The following is a 26236-nucleotide window of genomic DNA, read 5'->3' on the forward strand; positions in this document are numbered from 1 at the left end:
GTGGCCGGTTTTTAGATTCTAAGGGTTCCAGCCAGTTGGACAGCACTTTATTCTAATTCCAAAAGCGTTTTTTTGCATTCATTAATTGGCTATCTTTTTCCAGATTTTTGAAAAGGCACCACCAAACTCCTTTTCTGTGGATTTTATTTTGAAAAACAGAATGAAACATACCCTGTCCCTTTTGGGGCTTGCTTTTTTACTGGTTTCCTGCTCAAAGGAAGAAAAAACTGACCCGCCCCGAGATCAGCTTTCTTTTTCTTCTCCTGAAATTATTGTTCTTGCCTCATTGCCCGATTCTATAAAACCCGAATCGCTACGTTTGAGTGGATTTCCTCCGCCTCGTGTGATCCAAATCCCAAAACAGGATGGCGGCACCTACACCTTTGAGGATGAAGGCGGAGAAACCCAAACTTTTCAACTCCTGGCACCTGGTAGGCAAGACTTACCGGTATTGAAGAATGAGGCCGGGGAGGTCGTCAAAAATCCCAATGGTATTCCATTTATCTTGGGTGAAGGTGGAATAGCTCAGTTCAGAAACTATTCTACTGATGATGGTCTGGCATTAGACGCAGTAAATACGGCCATTTTAGACAGCAGGGGTCACCTTTGGTTTGGCACCAATGGGGGAGGCATCAGTCGTTACGATGGAAGTGATTTTACCAACTATACTACTTCCCAAGGATTGATTGACAATGCTGTCCGGACAATAATGGAGGATAGTAAGGGAAATATTTGGTTTGGGACAATCAACGGAGCAAGCCGCTTCGATGGATTTTCGTTTAAAAACTACACCACCGCTGATGGCTTGGCGAATGATGTCGTTTTCGGGATCGTAGAAGATGACGCCGGCAATTTGTGGTTTGGAACGGGCGGAGGTGGAATCAGCAAATTTGACGGAACCACTTTTAGCAATTATACCACCGAACAGGGTCTGGCGGACAATTTCGTGATCGCTGTAACCAAAGACTCAAAAGGCAATCTCTACTTTGGTACCAATGGTAGTGGAATGAGTAGATTCGACGGTAGGACTTTTACCAACTTCACAGAATCAGAAGGATTGGCAGGAAACCGGGTCAGAAGCTTTACACTGGGCTCTGATGGGTCCCTTTGGATCGGGACAATCGGTGGAGGTATCAGTCGATTCGACGGCGCTCGATTTCAGAACTTTACAATCCAAGACGGACTTGCTGATAATATTGTCCGGACCATTTTGGAAGATTCAAGCGGAAATATTTGGTTCGGTACAGGAAATGGGGCCAGCAGATTTGACGGAGAAAAGTTTACTACTTATACCCGAGATCAAGGAATGCCTGCCAATAGCATTTTGGCTATAGCCTTGGATAAATCAGGAAAATTATGGTTTGGTACCGATGGAGGCGGTATTTCAAGATTTGACGGAAGTCCGTTTACGAGCTTCACGGTAAATCAGGGCTTAGGAGGAAATATCGTCATGAGTACGCTGGAGGATCAGAAAGGCAATTTGTGGTTTGGCACTGCTGGAGGTGGAGTCAGTGTTTTTGACGGCTTGGGATTTACGACCTATTCGATTTCCCAAGGACTGGGAGGGGACTTTGTCTATTCCATGATTGAGGATCAGGACGGATCCATCTGGATGGGAACGGCAGGCAGAGGACTTTCCAAGTATGATGGGAAAACCTTCACCACCTATACCCCATCACAAGGACTGCCTTCGAATGAAGTCCTTTCAATTGTAAAAGATTTGAAGGGAAATCTCTGGTTGGGAACCGAAAATGGACTCAGCAAATTTGACGGGGCGAGTTTCACTAATTTTGGACCAGAACAAGGACTGGCGGGCTATGCGGTTCTCAAGATTCTGATCGAAGAAAATAAAGGCATTTGGATCGCCACAGCGGACGGGGGCCTTAGCTTTTTTGATGGAGAAAGATTTACCAATCTTGGCGTTGAACAAGGATTGGCAGATAATGCTGTACTCAGCCTGGCCAAAGACAGCGAAGGAAATCTCTGGATTGGCACAGGTAATGGACTGAGTGTGCTTCCGGATTCTTTTCGAATTGCGGTAATAGAAAATAAAAAACTAGAGCAAAATCCATTCATCACCTTTAAAATGGAGAATGGACTTCCGGATAATGTGATCTTGCAGATTGTGCCGATGACCAATGGAAAAATAGCCGTCGGAACCAACTTGGGTATTGCAGTTTTTAATTCGCCTTATTCTATTATTTCTGATTTCTCTTTGGAAAACCTGGAAATCTTCAATTCCAACACGGGTTATCCTGTCAAAGATCTGACAGACGGTCAGAACGGAATGTACCAAGACAGCAAGGGAATCATTTGGGCAGGAACCGGCTCTAACAAAACCGCTTTGGTGCGATTTGACTATGAGGCTTTATTGAGAAATAAGGAGAAACCCGAAATTTTCATCAAACAGCTTCGCATCAATGAAGAAGAAATCTCATGGGAATCCCTCCAAACAGAAGAAAACAGCATTCACAGAAAATCTTCTGAGCAAAGTGTGTTCGGACAAGAACTGACCACTCTGGAGCGAGATCCCATTCGGGAACGCTTTAAAGGGCTAAAATTTGATGAAACCACACCCTTTTACCCCATTCCGCAAGGATTGGTATTACCCTATAAGCACAATCACATCAACATAGACTTTGGCTCTAATGAACTTGCAAAGCCTTATTTGGTGGAGTACCAATACATTTTGGAAGGATACGATGAGGAATGGAGTCCCATCCTGAAAAAGACAAGTGCCACTTTTGGCAATATTCATGAAGGTGAATACACCTTCTTGGTCAGAGCACGATTTACCGGGTCCATTGAAGGCCAAGCGGGAGAATGGACCGAGCCTTTGGCCTATTCCTTTACCGTATTGCCTCCCCTTTATCGCACGTGGTGGGCGTATCTGATTTACACCTTGATTTTTCTTTCATTCGCCTATCCAATCCACCGCTATCAGCGGAATAAGGCAATCAAGCAAGAACAGGAAAAAGCCAGAGAGCGGGAACTGGAACAGGCACGGGAGATCGAAAAAGCCTACACCAAACTGGAATCTGCTCATGAAAACCTAAAGTCCACCCAAGCCCAGTTGATCCAGCAGGAAAAGCTGGCCTCCCTCGGACAGTTGACAGCAGGTATCGCTCACGAAATTAAAAACCCACTCAACTTTGTCAATAATTTCTCAGGACTGAGTTTGGAATTTTTGGAAGAGGTGGAGGAAGAATTGGATAAAATGGAGGAAAGTGAGCCGCTGGAGAATGTCAAGGACCTGCTGGCCGACATCAAAATCAACCTCACCAAAATCAAACACCACGGCGGACGGGCAGACGGAATCGTCAAATCCATGCTGATGCACTCCCGAGGAGGCAGCGGAGCCATGGAGCCTGCCGATGTCAATGAAGTCATCAAGGAGTATGTCAACCTCTCCTTTCACGGCATGCGGGCAAACAAGAACCCCATCAATGTGGATCTGGTCTATGATTTGGATGAAAGTCTACCAAAAATCCCCCTCAATACTGAGGATTTCAGTCGGGTAATTCTGAACCTGACCAAAAATGCATTCGATGCCATGCGGGAAAAAATCAATAAAGTCGGGCCTGAATATAAAGCCATTCTGAAAGTCCATACCAAAGACTGCGGGGACAAACTCATCATCGAAGTAGAAGACAATGGTCCAGGGGTACCGGATGACATCAAGGACAAATTGCTGATGCCATTCTTCACCACCAAAAAAGGAACCGAAGGTACTGGCCTGGGGCTCTCCATCACGCATGATATCATCAAAGCACACAATGGAGTCCTGGACATCAGTACGGTGGTAGGTGAGTGGACTAAGTTTACGATTACGATCCCCAAGCCTTCTGAAAAAACTGTAAAAGAAAACTAATATAAGAAGGCAATGATCCAAGAGGATATCCGAACCTTTTTATAATCATCATCTTATCTTAAATTAACAACGCCACTATTTTTCGCTATCGGACTAAATCTAAGTTTCCCTTTGGAAGGAAACTGGTTTGACATTGGAAGAGCTATCAAACCGCTTCTTTATTCAGATTAAAAATTTGTCAACCAGGGCAAAAAAATCAGCCTTCAGAAAACTATATCGGCTGAATTTCTCCTGCCACCTGCTTGATAAGTGAGATTCATTTTAAACCAATCCATCAATGAAGGTATCTTCCTTATTTGTAACCAGCCCGCTGAATCTGTTTTTTTTGATAGTTCTTGGTTTTTTTTCGTGTAAACAAGACTCCTCGGTACCTTTTCCTGAAAGTTCTTTCGGATACGAAATACCCAAACCCATCCCCTTTGAACTTCCCCAACCAAAACCTGTCAACTGGAAATCCTACCCTCCTGACAGTATTCCTAAAGGGGTAAAATTCAACTTCAATCTTGAAAATCTTCCCTCCAAACCCTTTTCAGCGAATGAATTCAGACCGCTAAAAGCTCCGGTTAAAACCACTTCATTCGATTGGAACACGCTGGATTCCATTTCGTTTGACTTGGATACGATCACCCGTAAGCCCTTCCCTGTAAAAAAGTTTTTACTGCCTCCACCCCTAATCACTGCTGCTTCGGTTCCCTCCGTTTGGCAGGGAGGCACCTCGGCAATAGTCCGACTGGGGCAAACCGAAGGCTTGCTTGGAAACAAGGTTTACGCCATGGTCACTGATCCCTTTGGGAGTATGTGGATATCCACAGACAGAGGATTGACCAAATACGATGGCGTGGAATTCTTGACTTACAATTTTTTTGGAAGGGCTGAAAATGGTACCGTTGAGATTATCTCAAAATTAATATTTGATCCCGAGGGTAGGCTGATTATTTCAGCAATGGTGACAGGCGTCTATCGCCTCGACATCACCTTAGGCTTGGTCGAGCATTTTCAGACGGAAAAAGGCTTTAACCGAATGGAATACGACGCTCAGGGAAAGCTCTGGGGAGTAAATGGGGGGCTTTACCTATTGGATCTTGAGGAAAGGTACATTTCAGAAATTAACCTTCAGTCGGCAGATGGTATGATGCCCGGCACTTTTGGCATCAATAAAGATTCCAAAGGGAATCTATGGATTGGCTTGGCAAGAAGAATCGGAATAATGGATCCCGCTCAAAAATCGATTCGCTTTCTCGGAGCACCCGAAGGAATTACACTCCAGACAGCCTACGCGTTTTCTGAAGACCAGAAGGGCAATGTCTGGGTTTCAGCTTTTTCTCCGGGAGCGATTTCCATTGATCTGCAAAACAGAACTTTTGACCAACTGGGGCCGGAACAGGGGTATTTTGGCCGAACCGCTGAAGTGCTGCAGGATGAAAAGAAGCGCCTTTGGATTATTTCAGAGGATACGGTTAGAATTTTTGATCAGGAAAAAGCTTTAATGAAAAAGGTGATCACCCGTACAGTCACCCGTGATTTTAACTTCCCTTCCCCGTCCATCATCGGCAAGGACGGAACCATTTGGATCGGAACCGATAAAGTAGGCATTCTACTTATCAACCCGAATGGAATGCTTTCTGACTATTTCACTGAAGAAAATGGACTCGAAAGCAACGACGTCTGGGGTATCACTGAAGATTCGAAAGGAAGAATTTGGCTAGGAACCTATAGAGGAATCAATATCTATGATCCCCAAAAGGAACGGCTTTACTTGCTCAAATTCCCCGGTGGATCAGATGTAAATAATTTTCGGCAGATTTACCAAATCGGAGAGGATTTGCTTTTTGTGGGAATGGCCAGAGGATTCTCCCTTATTGATCTAAAAACCAATACAGCTACATTTTACAATAGCCAAAACTCCCTGGGGATAACGACCATTTTCACCGGAAAAAAAACCCAGGATGGTAGAATCTGGATGGGTTCAGGTTCTGGAATTTTGGTATTTGATCCCCAAGCCAACACACTTAAAAATCTGAAACAATCCAATGGACTTTCCTCTGACATAGTTTTTGTCATCAAAGAAGACAGAAAGGGTCAAATTTGGGTCTGCTCTGATTCAGGAGTTCATTTATTCGATTCCAAAGGCGAATCCATGCGAACGATCGATAAAAGCACCGGATTGATGACAGATTACACTTCCATGCTTTTTGAATCTTCCAAAGGGGAAATTATCATCGGCGGAGATGTGGGGTTTTCTATTTTGGATCCTGAGCAAAAGACCATTACCCATGTATCGGCAAAATCCGGTATCAGCCCTCCGGCGCTCTACGACTTGAACGAAATCAAGGGGAGAATTCACGTCGGCTCCGAAAACGGAATCATCGTCGTGGACAGGCCTGATGAATACAACTCCGATCAATTATGGCGTTTTTCAAATTATGGCAAATCATCCGGTCTGCCATACAATGATCACAACCAAGCTACATCCTTTGTCTCCTCCACAGGTGCAGTCTGGTGGGGTGCTGCGCCGATTTTGGTAGTCAATCATCAGGACCCCGTGATAGACAGCCTAGCACCTGAAGTGCACATCAAGGGCATGAATGTCATGGATCAAAATCCGGTATTCCTCAAGCCGGAATTCTATCAAAGCCGACTAGAAGAAAGTGATACGCTTTGGACCAGTGATCTTTCTCAAGGCTGGACCAAAGCAACTCTTCCTGAGGACTCCAGCTATGTAGCTCTTAACAATATCCTCTGGGACAGCGTCAGCTCGGGATTTCATTTACCGATCGGGTTGAAGCTCCCCTACAATCAAAATTCTTTCAATTTCACCTTTGTCAATCAAGCGGCACAGGGAAGAGATAAGATCGTCTATCGTTACATTCTCGAAGGTGAGGATGAGGAATGGTCAGATGTCAGCCCGAAACCCGCTTCGCGGATTTACTATAATTTGCTACCGGGAGATTACAGCTTTCGAGTGGCTACCCGAGGGTTTAATGGAGTCTGGAGCGAACCCGAATCACTGAGCTTCACCATTCTTCCGCCTTGGTGGCAGACTTGGTGGGCCTATTTACTTTTTGCAACGCTATTTGGAGGATTGACTTATGCGATAGTCTACGTCAGGTCTCAGTACTTGAAAAAGGAAAACCGCATTTTGGAGGAGAAGGTCAGCCATCGTACAGAACAACTTAAAAAATCGATTGACGAACTCAAATCCACCCAATCCCAACTGATTCATTCTGAGAAAATGGCTTCGCTGGGAGAACTCACAGCTGGCATTGCACATGAGATTCAAAACCCGCTGAATTTTGTCAACAACTTCGCCGAAGTGAGTGGGGAGCTCATCGACGAAATGAAAGAAGAACTTGAAAAAGGCAACATGGAAACCGTGGTAGAAATATCCGATGACCTCAAGGAAAACCTAGCCAAAATCAACCATCACGGAAAACGTGCCGACTCCATCGTAAAAGGCATGCTGGAGCATAGCCGGGGTAGTACAAGTGAGAAAAAACCGACAGAACTTAATGCCCTTGCCGATGAATTTTTGCGCTTGAGCTATCATGGGTTACGCGCCAAAGACAAAAATTTCTCTGCTGACTTCGAAACCGATCTTGATCCAAATCTGCCCCTTGTAAACGTGGTAGCCCAAGATGTAGGACGGGTCATTTTGAATTTGATCAACAATGCCTTTTACGCCTGTGCTGAACGGAGCCGAAAGTCCTCCGAGAATGGTGCTTCAACTTACAAACCAAAAGTCTCTGTCCTTACTCGATTGGTCGAACTGACTGGTAATACAGGTGGTGTGGAAATATGCATTAAAGACAATGGGAGCGGAATCCCAAAAGCAATCAAGGACAAAATCTTCCAGCCTTTCTTCACCACCAAACCTACCGGAAGCGGAACAGGACTTGGACTGAGTCTCAGCTATGACATCATCAAGGCACACGGGGGTGATCTTCGGGTCAAAAGCACCGAAGGCGAGGGCACAGAAATGATCATCTTTTTACCCATTGAAGCCTAATATCCATGGAGTCACAGAAAACCAAACTTGCAGAAGCCAGGAAGACCTACGAAACGTATTGGGACAGCTATACCAAAGGAGACTTAGAGACATTTGCCTCCACTTTGGATGATCTATTTGAGATGATCGGCACCTCCGAATCCGAGCGCTGTCATACCAAAGCAGACGGAATTGAATTCCTAAAAGCCCAACTACATGAAATAGTGGGAAAAGCGGAGATGAGAAATCGGCAAATTGATGTCGTGCCTGTAGATCATTTGGTACTGATCAATGAGCAATGTGATATTTATGTCCTTATAGGAACTGATTGGAATTTTTATTCAAAGATCAGAATATCCACGCTGCTCCGGGAGACCAAGGAGGGTTGGAAAGTAACCCAACAGCATGGATCGCTTCCTGATATGCGGGTTCAGGAAGGAGAGACGATAGCCTTGGAGAAAATCAGCAAGGAAAACCTCGAACTCCGGGATGCGATCAAACGACGAACGATCGAGCTAGAAAATAAAAGCCGTGAACTGGAGATCGAAGCTTCATTGGAGCGGGTTAGGGCTGTAGCCTTGGGTATGCAAAATCCGGCTGATATCCTTGATATCTGTCAAGTCATGTTTAACGAGTTGAAATCCCTTGGTTTTACAGATTTAAGAAATACAATTATTAATTTCTGGGATGATTCAAACAATTCGTTGATTGATTATGATTATTCGGATTTTGCAGGTGCTAACAAAGCAAAAATTGCGTATGGCAGCCACCCTATTATTGAACAATTCCAGAAGAGAATCAGGAAATCCAAAGATTCATTTGCCAAACTGGTGGTTAAAAAGGAGTATTTGGAAAGCTGGAAACAGCGCCGAAGAGACAGTGGGGAATACGAAGACCCACGCCTGAATGACCTTTCTGAACTTTATTATTACTTCTATTCTATTGGGGTAGGGGCAATAGGAATCTCTACTTTCGGCCCACTTACGAATGTTAACCTTGACTTGCTCAAGCGCTTCAGAAATGTTTTTGAGTTTGCCTACCGAAGATATATGGATGTGGCACAAGCAGAAGCCCATGCTCGGGAAAGTGAAATTGACCTTGCATTGGAACGAGTCAGAGCGCAGACCATGGCCATGCACAACAGCGAGGATGTGGGGAAATGTGTGGTCAAGATGTTCTCTGAACTTACCGCCCTTGGGGTGGATGAAGGGACCCGATTTGGGATCGGCATCCTGAACCATGATAATGAAAACAATCAACTTTGGACGGCGCGCAAAACCGGAGAGGAAGTCAACATGCATATTGGCAATATCAATATGTCATGGCACCCCATGCTAAAGAAAGCCCGTCAGGCTTGGCTGGAGCAAGTTCCCTACCACCAATATGTGTTGGAAGGCGAAGATTTGCTTGATTATTATCGCATGCTCAATAATGCTCCTGACTATAAAATTCAGATCCCGATAGAAAAATTACCTGAAAAAGAGATCCAACACTGTTTCATTTTCGAGCACGGCTTTTTTTATGCCTTTAGCCCCTATGAATTCCAACCCGAATTGATTCACATTACCAAGCGGGTCAGTGCGCTTTTTGAACAAACCTACACGCGCTTTCTTGATTTGCAGAAAGCCGAAGCGCAGGCCCGTGAAGCGCAGATTGAGGCGGCCCTTGAAAGAGTAAGATCAAAAGCGATGTCCATGCACAGCTCCGAGGATTTGACAGAAACGATCAGGGTTTTTTATAATCAAGTGAGTTTGCTTAATGGTATCCCGCAGCGATGTGGTGTGAGTTTGTTTGACAAAGAAACCCATAATTCCGAGTTTACTTCCATGTACACCACAAAAGAGGGAAAGGCTGTTGAGATTATTGCTACATTAAAGTTAGTAGGGCATCCTATTCTTGAAAATATGTACGAGTATTGGTTATTGCAAAAGGAATATCATCCCATTTTGAGAGGTCAGGAAATAAGGGAGTATTATCAATTTATAAAGCCACAGGTTGCATACCCCGAAGTTTCAAATGATGAGGTTCAATACGGCTATTACTTTTTTTTCAGGGAAGGTACAATTTATGCATGGACGGAGGTAGGATTGACGGAAAGTGAATTACAGATATATCGCAAATTCACTACCGTTTTAAGCTTGACTTATAAACGGTATAACGATTTAAAGTTAGCCGAAGCGCAGGCAAAGGAAGCGAAGATTGAAGCAGCGTTGGAGCGTGTCCGGAGCAAAAGTTTAGCAATGCATAAAAGTACGGAACTACACGAAGTGGTCAATACTTTATATGGAGAATTCATGCATCTGGAGATCAATTTTAATGTGGTGGGAATCCAATTGCTCAAAGACAGAACAAAGGACCTGCACCTTTGGATCAGTACGGCAGATGGGTTGTACGATAATGTAATTCATTGGCCTTATGTGAATATGCGCAACTTCAACGAAATGTATGCCGCTTCCTCCACACAATCGCCTTTAACTATTACCCTTAATGAAGAAGAAACCCGGGCTTTTTTTGAAGAATATTTTAAGTTGCCCGAAGTGCCGCAGGGAAGAAAGGAAGCCACTAAGGCTGTACGGCTTATTGATGTTATGGGCTTTTACCAAAAAAATACCGGGATATTCCTGATGCGCTATACGGAAGGGGTCTATTCCGGTTATGAGAAAGATATTATCCAGCGATTTTCAAAAGTTTTCGAACAGGCATATACCCGTTTTCTTGACCTGCAAAAAGCCGAAGCACAGGCATTGGAAGTTATCAAGCGGGCATCGGTGGACAGGGTGCGGGCAGAAATCGCTTCGATGCGCACCACAAGCGACCTGGAACGGATACAACCCCTGATCTGGAATGAATTGAATATTCTTGGCGTGCCCTTTATTCGTTGCGGGGTTTTTATTATGGATGAAGCCAAGCAAGAAGTGCAGGCCTTTCTTTCTACGCCCGATGGAAAATCCATTGCTGCCTTTCACTTGCCTTATCATTCCACCGAACAATCCAGGCAGATCGTTGCGCATTGGCAGCAAAAGAAAATATTCAGGGACCATATGGATGAAGCAGCCTTTGCCGAATACACCCAAAACCTGGTGCAGCAAGGCGCCGTGGCAAGCGATGAAAAATATGTAACAGAAAACCGACCCACTGACCTTTACCTGCACTTTCTTCCCTTTTTGCAGGGCATGTTGTATGTAGGCAACGATGCCCCATTAAAGGATGAAGCGCTGCAATTGGTGCAAAATCTTGCCGATGCATTCTCTACCGCCTACGCCCGCTATGAGGACTTTAATAGGCTGGAAATAGCCAAAGCGGAGGTAGAAGCCGCCATGAGCAAACTAAAAGCTACCCAAAGCCAACTCGTACAGCAGGAAAAACTGGCAAGCCTTGGACAGCTCACTGCCGGCATTGCCCATGAGATCAAAAACCCACTGAATTTTGTGAATAACTTCTCTGAGGTGTCCATGGAGCTTGTGGATGAGGTCATTGAAGAAAGAGCTAAGAGCCAAGAAGCAAAAGACGAGAGTTTGGTGGATGAGATCTTAGCCGACATTAAATCAAATCTTAAAAAAGTGCATGAGCATGGCAGCCGGGCAAACAGCATCGTGAGCTCCATGCTACAGCACTCCCGAGGCGGTTCCGGCAAGATGGAAGCCGCCGACCTCAATTCCCTAATCAGGGAATATGTCAACTTAAGTTTCCACGGAATGCGGGCAGGAAAGAATCCGATCGATGTGGATATAATCTTGGACTTAGACCCTGAAGTAAAGGAAGTGCCCCTGATCAAGGAGGATTTTTCCCGGGTAGTGATCAATTTGTGTAATAATGCCTTTGATGCGATGCGGAGTAAGATGTACCAAGTACAAAGCACCAAGTACGAAGTAGAGGTGGGAAAAGACATAGACTACTTGCCGAAATTGAAAGTGATAACAAGCTTGGAGAAAGGACAAGTTCTAATAGCTGTTCAGGACAATGGCCCCGGCATCCCGGACGAAATCAAAGATAAAATCCTACAGCCTTTTTTCACAACAAAGAAAGGCACGGAAGGAACTGGACTTGGGCTGAGTATTACCCATGATATTATAAAGGCGCATGGGGGTGAGATCAAAGTAGAATCTAGGGCATGCGAGTTTACTATTTTCGAAATTTTATTACCTGTCTAAAATCACTTAACTTTTACCCTATGAAAATATTAATCGTCGACGACGAACGCGATGTGGAAGATCTCTTTCGTCAAAAACTGCGGAAAGAAATCCGAAGTGGAATGTTGGAATTGGAGTTTGCTTTTTCAGGAAAAGAGGCACTGGATATCTTAGCAAGCGAAAATCCACCAAAAGTCGTCTATGTATTTTCAGACATCAATATGCCCGGAATGAGTGGGCTGGAAATGCTGGAAATCATCAAAGAAAGATTTCCCCAGATTCAGGTTTCAATGATCTCCGCCTATGGCGATGAAGCCAATTACAAGAAAGCAATGGACTCCGGAGCCAAGGAGTTCTACACCAAGCCTGTTAATTTTGAAAATTTGAAGAAGGAAATTGCTTCTTTATCCACCTCAACCTTCTGACAGAATTCTGACCTAACCCAAGTACTTTTAAGCTAAAGAAGATACCAGCCCTCCACTATGATTCTGATCAATATCATTTCACTTTTCCTTCTTTATTACCTCAAGAAGAGCAGTGGGCCGGAAGGATTCCCTGTTCATCTCAATCGGTATTTCAACTATGGAATGGTCGCGTCCGGGATCTTCATTGTCCTCGGCGCAACGCAACTTCCGCCTGAGTTTCTTTTTGAGTTGCTCTCCTTTGCGCTCGTTGGAGCCATAATTTACCTCATTTTAAATACCCCCGAGCTCGAGTATCAGAAAACATTGGCCATCACCCCGCTGCCTATCATTGGGGTGCAGCTATTGGAATATTTAATCGAAACGATTAGCCCATCTATCTACGATATACTTGAAAATTACCTTGATGCGGCAGGATTTTTTGCATTGATCTGGGCAGTCACCATGTGGCTGAATCACAGAAAGCAGATGAAGGAGCTGGAGATCGAACGGATTTTTCTAAAAGAACAGGAACGACAGCTCAAAGCAACAGCGGAACAAAAAAACCAATTGGAAGCATTGGTAGCAGAGCGAACTTCCGAGATACTCAAACAAAAAGAAGAGCTCCAAAAAGCCTTAAATCATCTCCAATCCACCCAATCCCAACTCATCCAACAGGAAAAGCTCGCCTCCCTCGGTCAACTCACTGCCGGCATTGCCCACGAGATCAAGAACCCGCTGAATTTTGTGAATAACTTCTCGGAACTCAGCGTGGATTTTCTCGAAGAAATCGGTGAAGAAATGGCAAAAATCTCCGACAGCCCAGAAAAAGAAAACATCCTCGAACTTCTGGAAGATGTCAAATCCAACCTGGTGAAAATCCGACACCATGGCTCCCGAGCCGACAGTATCGTACGCTCCATGCTGATGCATTCCCGCGGAGGAACGGGCAGCATGGAACCAACAGATCTTAATGCACTGATCCGTGAATATGCCAACCTTGCATTTCACGGAATGCGGGCCAATCCCAAGCCCATCAATGTGGATATCAAGCTGGACTTCGATGAAAAGCTCCCCCAAATCAAGCTCAATGGGGAAGATTTCAGTCGGGTAATTTTGAATTTGGTCAAGAATTCCTTTGATGCGATGCGAGATAAAATCTCGGCCCTGGGAAATGAATACAAAGCCAAAGTAGAAATCAGAACCAAAGACCTGGGGGATCAGATTCTGATCGAAGTAGAGGACAACGGCCCTGGAGTACCGGATGAGATCAGGGATAAGCTATTGATGCCATTTTTTACCACCAAAAAGGGCACCGAAGGTACCGGACTTGGCCTGAGTATCACCCATGATATCATCAAGTCCCACGAAGGGAAATTGGAAATCGAATCTAAGGTGGGAGAATTTACCCGATTCAGTATCCTCCTCCCTAAAATAAAATCAACCGAAAAATCAAGCTAGGTAAGCTGGGCTGGCAAAGTAGCGCTGCTTTTCCTCTCCTACTTTTTAGAATAAATCACAGGCTGAAAATTATACCCATTTCAATCTCCCGCTTCTTTTACTGTAGTGCTTCGATCCACGGATTTTCCTGAGGATGACCATTTTTCTACAAAGGTAAATTTGCCTCAATTCAATTAATTCTTACTTTAGACTAACTTTTACTCCAAATAATGCTGCGTTTACTTTAACTCTTAATTTAGATCCAAATTGAACCCAAATCTTAAGAAAAACGCCCATAACAGAAAGATCCTACTTCAGCTTTTCGGTGAACTTGAAGATGATTTACTTACTCAAATACTTGAAAATGGAAAGATCCTTGACCTTGAGACAGGAGAATTCCTGTTTCATCAGGGTGATCGGGATAATTCACTATTTATCGTAATTTCAGGTAGATTCAGAGCCCTGGCACGGCAAGAGGACGGTTCACTTCACGCATTGGGCGATATCGGAGAGGGTGAACCGATCGGAGAATTTGCCCTCTTTATGGCCGAACCCAGATCAGCTTCTGTAGTGGCTATTCGAAAATCCATTGTTTTGCAAATCAATGAAAGTCAATATTTGGAGATTGTCTCCAAGCATCCGGCATTCTCAAGCAAACTGACCCGATTTGTGGTCAACCGACTCCGTCGAAATGCACTTCAGCAACATCTGGAGACCTCTGCCAAAAATATAGCGGTCATCAACCTCCAATCAGAAAATGACATCTCGGACTATACGGAAGCGGTCAAAAAAGAATTTGAATCGCTGAATTTAAGCATCCAAATCCTTGATCATGACTCGCATGCACACCTGGAAATACAGGAAATGTATGACACTTTGGAGGAGCATACAGGTTTAAATTTTCTGGTTTGCAGCGACGCTGATTTAGAATGGTCCAGACAATGCATCATCTACGCAGATTTGGTTGTGGTTGCTACTGATTTTTATGCCGATAGCAAAATTTATGAGATCGAAAATCACCTGGATCTCTATTCTCAAAATATACTTAACAAGAAAATCTACTTGCTGCTCTTCCATCCGGAGGAGGCGAAGTTTCCTGAAAATACGAGGCGCTGGTTTGAAGCTCGAAAAATCGACCTCCATATCCATTCCCGAAAAAACCACGCTCCGGATATCAGGCGGTTTGCCAGGATTCTTTCAAACAAAGCCATAGGACTGGTGCTAGGTGGAGGGGGGGCCAAAGGCTTTGCCCATTTGGGAGCAATCAAAGCTTTGTATGAAGAAGGGGTGGAAATCGACTTTCTGGGAGGTACCAGCGCCGGGGCACTCTATGGATTGACTGCCGCTTATTGTGATTTTGATAAAAATAAAATTGACTACTACAGCAAAGATTCTGCTCAAAGCAAGCTGACGACCAATGACTTCACCATACCCTTAGTCTCCTTTATGTCAGGTAAAAAAATGAGCAATTACCTCAAAAAAATGATGGGAGATACCCACCTGGAAGACTTTTGGGTGGGTAGTTATTGTGTTTCGACCAACTATTCCAATGCGACCTCGCAGGTTCATGACCGGGGTCTCGCGTGGAAACAGATCGAAGCCAGCATAGCCATTCCAGGTATCTATCCTCCGGTGGTAATCGACCATCAGCTCCACGTGGACGGAGGCGTCGTAGACAACCTACCCATCGAAACCATGTATAATTACCCGGTGAGTCATATCATCGCCATTTCTCTCACTCAGCTTAAATCTCAGCCGGTTGACTTTGATGAAACCCCAAGCTCAGCCAGTATACTTTGGGATAAAATCACCGGAAAGAAAAAATTCAGACTTCCCGGTATCACTTCAATTCTGGTTAATTCACTCACCCTCAACAGTCGTCAAAAACAGGAAATGACCAAATCCGGCGTAGCAATTTATTTGGAAATGGAACTGAAGGGAATCGGCATGATGGATGATACCAAATGGAAGCAAATCGTCCAAAAAGGTCACGATCAGATGAAAGAAGCCTTACACAGAGTTCCTGAAAATGAGCGATTTTGGTGATCCTTCAAAAAGATTTTGTCTGTGACTCAGTTTTTTTGATTAGTACCACATTTTTAAGAACTTTTTACTATTTTCAAGAAATAGTCCAACCAATATCATTTTTATGCAAAAATTATTCTTCCGGGCGGCTTTTTTCTCTCTCGTACTTTTTTCCCTGATTCAGCTCAAGGGGTTTTCCCAAATCAACGCGTCACAGGGAATCCCGACGATTACAAATTATTCTCCCCGAGACTACCAAGGTACAGGACAGATTTGGAGTTTGGCCCAAGATGCCAAAGGATTCATCTTCTTGGGAACCAATACCGGCATTGTGAAATTTGACGGGAAAAATTGGGAGCTTTTAATTTCTCCATTGAAAGGATATAATACGAGTACGAGGGCTCTGCATTTATCCAACTCAGGCGTTCTTTATTATGGCTCTTTGGCTGATTTTGGATACATCGGAGAAAACGATTTGGGAAATACAATTCAAATTTCGCTCATCCACTTAATCCCCGAAGAAATCACGCTGAATGACATTTGGTCAATCAATGAAGTGGATGGTAAAATTTATTTCCAGGCCCGGGAGGCCATTTTTATTTACACCCCTGAAAAGGAAAATCAGGATCCCAAAATTGAAATATGGAAACCTGACTCGCAGTTTATGTATTCCTGGGAGATCGACGGCACTTTCTATGCGCATCAGATAGAATTGGGGATTTTCAAAGAGCGGAATGGTAAACTGGAGTTGATTCCCGGAAGTCAATTTTTAGGTAAAGACCGAGTTCAGGTTATGCTTCCTTATACCAAGCCCGATGAATTTTTAGTAGGCGCATTTTCCGGAGGACTTTACCATTTTGACGGTAAAAAATTCCAGAAATTCGAAACCAAAGCCGAGGATTTCCTAAACTCAAGACTTTACAGAGGAATTTCACTTGCAGACAATCAATTTGGGCTTGGTGGCATTGGGGTTGGTTTTATAATTTTGGATTCTGAAGGAAATCAGATCACTCTATTAACCTCCAAGAGTGGATTGATAGACGATAGTGTGTATTCTCTATTATTGGATCGAGCCGGAACCCTCTGGGTCGGTACCAATACCGGTCTTTCAAAAATTGAAATCTCTTCTCCCCTCACCCGCTTCAAGTCCGAAAATGAAGAAATCGGATCAATTCTTTCGATCAATTCATTGGATGAAGAGCTGTACATCGGAGGTTCTACCGGAGTACATTTTTTGGATAAGTCAGACGGAAAAATCAAAAAATTAGAAGGCATTCCCAATTCGCAAATCTTTTCCCTTGTCAAGGATGAAGATAGACTTCTGATATCCAACATCGGGCTATATTCATTAAAAAACGGAAAAACGGTATTAATTCCGGGGACAGAAAAGCTTCAGATACTCAAAATATTACTTTCAGAAAAACACCCGGGTTATGTCTTCCTCAGCGGAGCTTATGGCATTGCTGTTTTTAAAAGAATCAAAGTTTCCACTTCATCAATTCAGCCTTACGCCTACGAATCGATCGGATTCCTAAATCAGATTGATCGGTATATTTACACCTTGGAAGAAGATGATAAGGGGAACCTTTGGGCAGGAACTCAAGCGGGCGACAATTATCGGATAACGTGGGCCAAAACTGCCTCAGGAAACATCGATTTAGGAGGCTCAACGGTCAGAAAATTCTCTGAGGAGGATGGGATTCCCGGAATGGTGGGAAGAATATCCAAAATTCAAAGTCGGATATTCTCTTCCGGCATCAATGGGTTTTATTATTTCGATGAAGACAAAGATTCATTTGTAAGAGACACGGTTTTTAGCTTTTCTGATGAGGTGGCAAATATTAACATTGACGCCTTCGCAGTTCAAGGTGATGATCTTGATCGCGCCTTAATTGTATTCAAGAATGAGAAAAAACTTGCAATCCCCTCAAAAGATGGAGGCTATGCTCTTCAGGATTATCCCATCAATCTTTTTCCTGGCTTGAATATTTCCGCCTTCTTTTCTGAACCAAACGGTGTAATTTGGTTAGGGACAGATGAAGGCTTGATCCGAATCGATGATAAAAAATCAATTGATACTGACATTCCATTCCCGGTTTATTTCAGACAAATCATATCCAAAGCAGATACCCTAAACCACAAAAATCAGGAGAAAGACCAAGCACTCCATAAAATGAAGTTCAAAAATAATTCGATCCGATTTTCCTATGCTGCACCATTTTTTATTCAGGAGAAACTGACCAAGTATCAGACATTTTTGGACGGATATGACGAAGAATGGGGGAAATGGGAAGAAAATTCAACCCGGGAATTCAATAATCTCCCTCATGGGACTTACACCTTTCGGGTAAAAGCCCAAAACGGCTTCCATGCTATCTCGGACGAAATAACTTATAAATTCATCATCCTCCCTCCCTGGTATGCCACCTGGTGGGCTTATTTACTGTATTTCTTTAGTTTTGGATTAGTGATATTTGGACTGGTCAAATTCCAATCCGGAAGACTGGTGGCCATCGAAAAAGAGCGAGCCCGGCAAAAAGAACTCGAACATGCGCATGAAATCGAAGAAGCCTATCAAAACCTAAAAGCCACGCAAGACCAACTACTCCAGCAGGAAAAACTCGCCTCCCTTGGCCAACTCACCGCGGGCATTGCCCACGAGATCAAAAACCCGCTCAACTTTGTCAACAACTTCGCCGATGTGAGCATGGAGCTCATCGATGATATGCGGGAAGAACTCGAAAATGACCATAAAAAAGAAGCCCTGGCACTCTCGGAGGACATTAAAAGCAACTTGCTCAAAATACACCTGCATGGCACCCGTGCCGACAATATTGTCAAATCTATGCTTTTGCACAGCAGGGGCGGCAGTGGAAAAAAGGAGCCGACGGATCTGAATGCAATGGTTCAGGAATTCTCCAATCTTGCCTTCCACGGGATGCGCGCCACCAAAAACCCCATCCCTGTAAGTATCGAGCTGGATTTGGATGATCGCATTGGTAAAATCCCGCTTTACACGGATGACTTCAGCAGAGTGATTCTCAACCTCTGCAACAACGCCTTTGACGCAATGCGGGAAAAATTGAATATGGAAGAAACTTATGGAAAAAAATATTCGCCTGAACTTATCATTACCAGCAAATCTACGACCGCAGGAGTTGAGCTGATTTTTGAAGATAATGGCACAGGAATCCCTGAAGAGATTCAGGATAAAATCCTTCAGCCATTCTTCACTACCAAAAAGGGGACAGAAGGTACCGGACTCGGTCTCAGCATTACACACGACATCATCAAACGGCATAATGGTAATCTATCCATCAATTCACAACTTCAAAAAGGAACAAAATTCATCATTTTTTTACCAAACCAAATTTAAACAGCTTATGAAGATTTTATTTGTTGACGACGAAAAGGATGTAGAGGCACTTTTCCGTCAGAAATTTCGAAAGGAAATCAAAAGTGGGGAGATTGAACTGGCCTTTGCCTTTTCAGGCAAGGATGCTTTGAATATTTTAGGTGAAGAAAACCCCCCAAAATTCGTTTATGTTTTCTCCGATATAAACATGCCCGGAATGAGCGGATTGGAACTTCTGGAGGAAATAAAAACCCGTTTCCCGAACATTCAGGTGAGTATGATCTCTGCCTATGGTGACAGTGAAAACTACGACCGCGCTATGAGCTCCGGCGCTAAAGGTTTTTTCACCAAACCGGTGGACTTTGAGCGCCTTAAAAAAGAAATTGCCGAAATGGTCAAAAATCAATAGCTGAAAACCTGACTAAATAAGTTTCTCCAAAAGGAAAATCATGGATGCTCTAAAAGAAAAACTATTATTTGAAACACTTCAAAAAGTCCTGGACACGACAGCCACGGCTAATTTTCCTTTGGACACCATTGGTGAATTCGTTGTTTCGGATGTAATGGGATTTGGCACCACGGTGGATGAGAAAATCATCGGGATCCAAGGATTCAGGAAATTATTGGAAGATCAGCGTGAGCAATCCAAAGGACTGGATATCCAATTCAAAACCAGTCTGATCCACCGGAGAATTTTTGCACAGGAGAATGCTGCCCTTTTTACTCATGACTTTACTGTCACTATCCAAATGGGAAATGAGGAAAACGTCCTTCCATTACGATTTAGTACCGTATTTGAATATTTCAACGACCACTGGAGATTAGTTCACTTTCACGGTTCTCAGGCCGTAAATTCGGAAGGAGACACTTGGCATCGAAATGAATTAATCAAAAAAAACGAAGCGCTGCAAAAACTTGTAGATGAGAAAACCGCAGACCTGAAAAATAAAAACGCAGCCCTTGAACAAGCCATCCAAACCATAAAAGAAACTCAAGATCAGCTATTGCAGCAAGAAAAGTTAGCTTCTTTGGGGCAACTCACGGCAGGGATTGCACATGAGATAAAAAACCCGCTGAATTTTGTCAATAACTTCTCCGAGCTCAGTCAGGATTTTATAGAAGAAATCGAAGAAGAATTGGAAAAAACCCCCAATACTTCTGAAAAAGAAAATATAAGGGACCTACTGGAAGATGTCAAATCCAATCTGGGAAAAATCCGTCACCATGGCTCAAGGGCTGACAACATCGTCAAATCTATGCTCATGCATTCCCGCGGAGGAACAGGCAGCATGGACCCAACCGATCTCAATGCGCTGATTCGGGAATATTCCAACTTGGCCTTTCACGGGATGCGTGCCAATCAAAATCCAATCAATGTAGAAATCAACCTCAATTTGGACGAAAATCTTGGCCTGATCCCATTAAATGGAGAGGACTTCAGTAGGGTGATTTTAAATTTGATAAAAAACGCTTTTGATGCCATGCGCGACAAAATAAGTATGGTAGGATCAGATTATAAAGCTAAATTAGAGATTCGAACCAAGAACTTAGCAAACAGGGTTTTGGTAGAGGTGGAGGACAATGGTCCGGGTGTTCCGGAGGAGATACGTGACAAACTTTTAATTCCTTTTTTTACCACGAAAAAAGGGACTGAAGGCACTGGATTAGGGTTGAGTATCACCCATGATATCATCAAATCCCATCTGGGCACGTTGGACATAGAATCGTCAGTAGGAAATTTTACCCGATTCAAAATTGAATTGCCAAACAGTAAAACTTAACTTTTTTCGAATGAAAATTTTAATCGTTGATGATGAGCAGGATGTAGAAATCATGTTTCTGCAAAAGTTTAGAAGGGAAATCAAAAGCAAATTACTCGAAGTAGAGTTTGCCTTTTCGGGCCAACAGGCCTTGGATTATTTGGGTCAATCAGGCTCTCCTGATGTCGTGTATGTTTTTTCCGACATCAATATGCCCGGTATGAGCGGGCTGGAGTTACTGGAAAACATCAAAAGTAGATTTCCCCACATCCAAGTAAGCATGATATCCGCCTACGGAGATAAGGAGAGCTACAACAAAGCGATCAAATCCGGCGCAAAAGGGTTTTTTACAAAACCGGTGGATTTCGAATCCCTCAAAAATGAAATAGCAGAATTGCTAACCAACAAATAAAATGGCAAAAATCCTGGTTGTGGATGATGAGGAGGATTTGGAGATGCTCTTCCGCCAGAAGTACAGACAAAAGATTCGCTCGGGAGAGTACGAAATGTTTTTTGCACTCAATGGACAGCTTGCACTCGATCTCCTGATAGAACATCCCGATGTAGACATGATCCTTAGCGACATTAATATGCCGGTAATGGATGGCTTGACCCTACTCGCCAACACCAAGGAGCAGAATCCACTTTTAAAAACCGTCATCATATCGGCCTACGGAGACATGGAAAACATCCGAAAGGCGATGAACTTGGGAGCCTTCGACTTTGTAACCAAGCCGGTAGATTTTCAGGACCTGGAGATTACCGTTGAAAAAACCCTCAGCTACATCAGTCAGATCAAATCCAACATCAAAGCAATTCGGGAAAATAATATCCTCAAGATGTACGTGGATGAGACCGTGTTAAACTTCATGGGCGGAAAAGAAATTGAATCTGCCCTGATGGAAAATGAAATCATCGAAGGTACGGTTGCATTTATCGATTTATGCGGGTTTACTAGAATATCCGAAAACGAAGAGCCGAATACCGTTGTGGGCCTGCTCAACGAATACTTCGATCTCATGGTACGTGAGATTATTGAAGAAAAAGGCAGCGTGGATAAGTTTATTGGGGATGCGGTGATGGCAGTCTTTCAGGGACCCGATCACCTTCAACGTGCCCTTAAGTGTTGCATTGCCATTCGTGACAAAATGGAAGCCATTCCCGAATATTCGGAAGCGACTCATTTCAAACCTCAGGTCTCGATTGGGATCAATTCCGGGGAAATGGTCTCCGGAAACATCGGCTCAAAATCCCTAAAACGTCTGGACTACACTGTAATAGGCGATACTGTCAATGTAGCGGCTAGACTTCAAGCCAAAGCTAATCCCGGACAAATTTTGATTATGGAACATTGTCAGGCACAGATTCCAGACAAATTTACCTTCAACCGGATCGGTGAAATGGCATTGAAAAATAAAGCCAAACCTGTCACCGTATATGAAGTTGGAAACTAGGTTCAGTGCCTTCTTTTGATGCAGGATAACAAGGAAGAAACTCTTCATTTTTTAAATTAATCCTCAAAAACGTCCGCCTCCGAACTGTTTTTCACTTGGGACAACTGCTTGTTGCATTATTCCAAAGATTCCCAGTAGATTAATTGCCCTAATCACTACCCTATGTTCAAATTAGCCCAACCTGCTTTACTGCTTGCCTTAGGAGCCTCAGTAAGCTTTGCCGCCTTGGTTCCAATATCAGAAAGAAGTCTGATCCCTCATAGTCCAAGGACTAAAGAATTTGCCGACAGTGTCAAAAAAGACAGCCTAGACTACCCAAAATTCAAAGAACTCCCGCTTAAGCCGGAGCGTGAAATTAAATTTAACACCAAAGAAGGGACTTGGATGAGCGTGGACGTAAGTCCGGATGGGAAGACCATCGCTTTTGATCTGATGGGAGACATTTACAGTATTCCATTCGAAGGAGGAAAAGCAACGCCTATTACCACGGGAATCGCGTATGAGACTCATCCGAGATTTTCTCCTGACGGAGAGAGGATCCTCTTCACCTCAGACCGTGCCGGTAATGACAACCTTTGGTACATCGATATGGTGAAAAAAGATACCGTACAAGTCACCAAAGACAAAACTGGAGATGTGCCAGGAGCGCACTGGACTCCCGATGGTGAATACATCGTCGTTTCAAAAGGCCGAAGAATCGCCAAACTTTGGATGTATCACGTTGATGGCGGAGGAGGAATTCAGCTCAATGAGAACCCGGCTCAGATGAAAACCATCGATCCATTTGTGAGCCCTGATGGCAAAAGTGTCTATTTTTCACACCGATCAGGCGCTTGGAACTATAATGCACTTTTACCTCAATATCAGATTGGCACTTACGACTTCGACAAAGGTCAAATTACCAGCATTACCTCAAGATATGGTTCAGCATTCACACCTACACTAAGCAAAGATGGAAATTGGATGGTCTATGGCTCCCGTTGGGACGATAAGACCGGACTCGTTATTCGCAATTTGAAAACAGGAGAAGAGAATTGGCTGGCCTATCCTGTACAGCGGGACGAACAGGAATCCATCGCTCCACAGGGCGTCCTTCCAGCCATGGCTTTCACGCCTGACAGCAAATTTGTCATCGCATCCTATGGTGGAAAAATCTGGAAGCTGGCTATTGACGGCAGTCCGGCAGTGGAGATCCCATTTGAAGCAGAGGTAAATCTTGCGATGGGCCCGCGTCTCTATTTCAATTATGAAATCAAAGACACCACAGCCAAACTTGCCACCCAAATCCGCAATGCTGTCCCATCGCCGGACGGTAAAAAATTAGCCTTCACGGCACTGAATCGATTGTATGTAATGGATTATCCAGACGGCAAGCCGACACGAGTAACTTCACATGAATTTACCGAGGCGATGCCAAGCTGGAGTCCAGACGGGGCTCAACTTGTATTTACTACTTGGGATGAAAAGGCCGGCGGTCACTTGTACAAGGCATCATTTGGAAATCGAACTTCCGTCACAAAACTAACCTCGGAATCTGCGCTTTACATGGCCCCAGCCTGGGGACCAAATAATAAAATCACCGTTTTCAAAGGTTCTAACCGATTGCTCCGAGAGGCAGAAGGCCCCGGCATAAGCGGTGCAGAGGCTGAATTGGTCTGGATACCTGCAACCGGTGGTGCTCTTAGAAAAATCATGAATGCCGGCAATTACGGCAATGCTCATTTTACCCGGGACACGTCGAGAATATTCCTGAATGGGCCCGGTGGAGCACTATTGAGCGTGAAATGGGACGGAACGGATGAAAAAGTCTACGCCAGAATCACGGGTATAACACCTTTTGGTTCAGCTGCGGATCCACATGATGATCACGATCATGCGAACTTGGAAGAAATCTCCACAGTACGATACGTCATGGGCGTACCCGTTTCGACAGCCGATGCAGTTAATTATTGCATGCTGCCTGAAGGGTCAAATTCCCGTGAACCACAGATGACCCCTTCCAGCGCAAGTACCATTTTGATGGCGCCTGTAGGGAACAAAGCCTTGGCCAAAGTCAACAATAACGTCTATGTCGTCACTATTCCGACTGTAGGAAAAGTTCCGAGTATCAACGTAGGAGATCCTGCATCCAGCAATTTTCCTTCCCGACAACTGACCGAAATTGGCGGCGAGTTTCCTGCTTGGGAAGCCAATGGCAAAAAGATCCACTGGTCGCTCGGAAACGGGCATTGGGTTTATGACATCGATCGGGCGGAATTTGTGGAAGATTCTGTAAAAACAGCAAAAAAGGCAAAGACTTTGGCCGCTGCGGATAGTGTTGCCTCACTTAAAGCCAAAGGCGAAGACGCCGTTAAACTGGCAGATTCCTTGGCCAAAGCAGATAAAAAACGCATTGACTCACTTTTCAAGGCAGACAAAACCCTGGCCAAAGCTGACAGTCTCCACAAGGCTCAATTAAAAGAAAAAGAATCCTACAAGCCTGAGGAGAAGCAAGTGAAAGTCTACTTTGCAAAAGACACACCCAGCGGAAGCATCTTGTTGAAAAATGCCCGAATCGTCACCATGAAGGGTTCTGAAGTCATCGAAAACGGCGACATTCTGATAGAAAACAACCGTATCAAAGCAGTGGGAGCCTCCGGTACACTGGACGCAGGCAATGCAAAAGTCATCGATGCTTCAGGAAAAACAATCACCCCCGGATTTATCGATACCCACGCGCACATGTGGCCTGCTTGGAATCTCCACAAAAACTCGGTTTGGATCTACGCAGCAAACTTGGCTTACGGCGTGACTACCACCCGCGATCCTCAGACTGCGACTACAGACGTGTTGACCTATGGAGATATGGTCGAGGCAGGAATGGTTCCTGGTCCCCGGGTGTATTCTACAGGTCCGGGGGTAGGCTTTTGGATGTATAATCTCAAGTCACTGGATCAAGCCAAAAGCGTCTTGAAACAGTACAGCAAGTATTACAATACCCAATACATCAAGATGTACCTCGTGGGTAACCGTCAGCACCGTCAGTGGATCATCATGGCTGCCAAAGAACAGCAACTGATGCCTACCACAGAAGGCGGCTTGGACTACAAATTAAATATGACCCAGCTATTTGATGGCTATCCGGGTCATGAGCATGCGATTCCTGTGCACCCGCTTTACGCTGATGTGACCCGAACCATCGCCGAGAGCAAAATGGCCTATACGCCTACTTTGCTGGTCTCCTATGGAGGACCTTGGGCAGAAAACTTCTACTACACCACCGAAAGCCCGCTTCACGATCCGAAATTAAACCGTTTTACGCCTTACAACGAAATGAATTCCAAGGCTAGAAGAAGAGTTGGCGGGCTCGGTGGCTGGTTTGCACCCGAAGACCATGTTTTCCAAAAGCACGCAAAAGGCGTAAACTCCATCGTCACTCAAGGCGGACTTGCCGGTATCGGATCGCATGGTCAGTTGCAGGGACTGGGCTATCACTGGGAACTCTGGTCTGTGGCGAGTGGTGGCATGAGCAACCTGGATGCAATTCGTATTGCAACAATTCTCGGTGCTGAGTCGCTCGGTCTGGACAAAGAACTCGGCAGCATCGAATCCGGTAAATTGGCAGACTTGGTGATCATGGACAAAAACCCACTGGAAAATATCCGAAACACGAATACGATCTCACATGTGGTGAAAAACGGTCGGGTATATGATGGGAATACCCTGGATGAAATCCTTCCAACTCCTAGAAAACTGGATGTGAGCTCTTGGACCAAGGAGGCTCCTAAAGTGACCACAAGCGTTCAGGATTAATTCCGTATTGTTTTAAAAACTAA

General features: G+C 44.3%; 12 protein-coding genes. All 12 read left to right on the forward strand.

Annotated elements, in window-relative coordinates:
- Window positions 1-160 precede the first annotated feature (160 nt).
- The 12 genes from C4S61_RS07690 (at window position 161) to C4S61_RS07745 (ending at window position 26213) form a co-directional block, all read left to right on the forward strand.
- Window positions 161-3871 carry a sensor histidine kinase gene (locus C4S61_RS07690; protein ID WP_146064362.1) on the forward strand — a complete coding sequence of 1237 codons (3711 nt, stop codon included), beginning with the start codon at window positions 161-163 and terminating at the stop codon, window positions 3869-3871.
- Window positions 3872-4148: 277 nt separating this feature from the next.
- Window positions 4149-7877: a sensor histidine kinase gene (locus tag C4S61_RS22560; RefSeq protein ID WP_103924212.1), complete on the forward strand. Its 3729-nt coding sequence runs from the start codon at window positions 4149-4151 to the stop codon at window positions 7875-7877.
- A 5-nt stretch (window positions 7878-7882) separates the two neighbouring features.
- Window positions 7883-12007 (forward strand): ATP-binding protein, encoded by a 4125-nt coding sequence (locus C4S61_RS07700; protein WP_103924213.1) that lies wholly within the window; start codon window positions 7883-7885, stop codon window positions 12005-12007.
- Between the two features lie 20 nt (window positions 12008-12027).
- A complete protein-coding gene (locus tag C4S61_RS07705; RefSeq protein ID WP_103924214.1) occupies window positions 12028-12411 on the forward strand; it encodes a response regulator transcription factor in 384 nt (127 codons plus the stop codon).
- 57 nt (window positions 12412-12468) lie between these two features.
- On the forward strand, window positions 12469-13848 hold the full coding sequence (locus C4S61_RS07710; RefSeq protein WP_103924215.1) for a sensor histidine kinase: 1380 nt from the start codon (window positions 12469-12471) through the stop codon (window positions 13846-13848).
- A gap of 246 nt (window positions 13849-14094) precedes the next feature.
- Window positions 14095-15873 (forward strand): patatin-like phospholipase family protein, encoded by a 1779-nt coding sequence (locus C4S61_RS07715; RefSeq protein WP_103924216.1) that lies wholly within the window; start codon window positions 14095-14097, stop codon window positions 15871-15873.
- Between the two features lie 103 nt (window positions 15874-15976).
- Window positions 15977-19228, forward strand: coding sequence for a sensor histidine kinase (locus C4S61_RS07720; protein WP_103924217.1), 3252 nt, complete (start codon window positions 15977-15979; stop codon window positions 19226-19228).
- Window positions 19229-19235: 7 nt separating this feature from the next.
- Window positions 19236-19616, forward strand: coding sequence for a response regulator (locus tag C4S61_RS07725; RefSeq protein WP_103924329.1), 381 nt, complete (start codon window positions 19236-19238; stop codon window positions 19614-19616).
- 40 nt (window positions 19617-19656) lie between these two features.
- On the forward strand, window positions 19657-20988 hold the full coding sequence (locus tag C4S61_RS07730; RefSeq protein ID WP_103924218.1) for an ATP-binding protein: 1332 nt from the start codon (window positions 19657-19659) through the stop codon (window positions 20986-20988).
- A 10-nt stretch (window positions 20989-20998) separates the two neighbouring features.
- On the forward strand, window positions 20999-21379 hold the full coding sequence (locus tag C4S61_RS07735) for a response regulator (RefSeq protein WP_103924219.1): 381 nt from the start codon (window positions 20999-21001) through the stop codon (window positions 21377-21379).
- Window position 21380: 1 nt separating this feature from the next.
- Entirely contained in the window at window positions 21381-22421 is a 1041-nt protein-coding gene (locus tag C4S61_RS07740) for an adenylate/guanylate cyclase domain-containing protein (protein ID WP_103924220.1), read from the forward strand.
- A gap of 162 nt (window positions 22422-22583) precedes the next feature.
- Entirely contained in the window at window positions 22584-26213 is a 3630-nt protein-coding gene (locus C4S61_RS07745; protein WP_103924221.1) for an amidohydrolase family protein, read from the forward strand.
- Window positions 26214-26236 lie beyond the last annotated feature (23 nt).

The sequence above is a fragment of the Algoriphagus boritolerans DSM 17298 = JCM 18970 genome, assembly GCF_900108085.1.
Lineage (GTDB): Bacteria > Bacteroidota > Bacteroidia > Cytophagales > Cyclobacteriaceae > Algoriphagus > Algoriphagus boritolerans.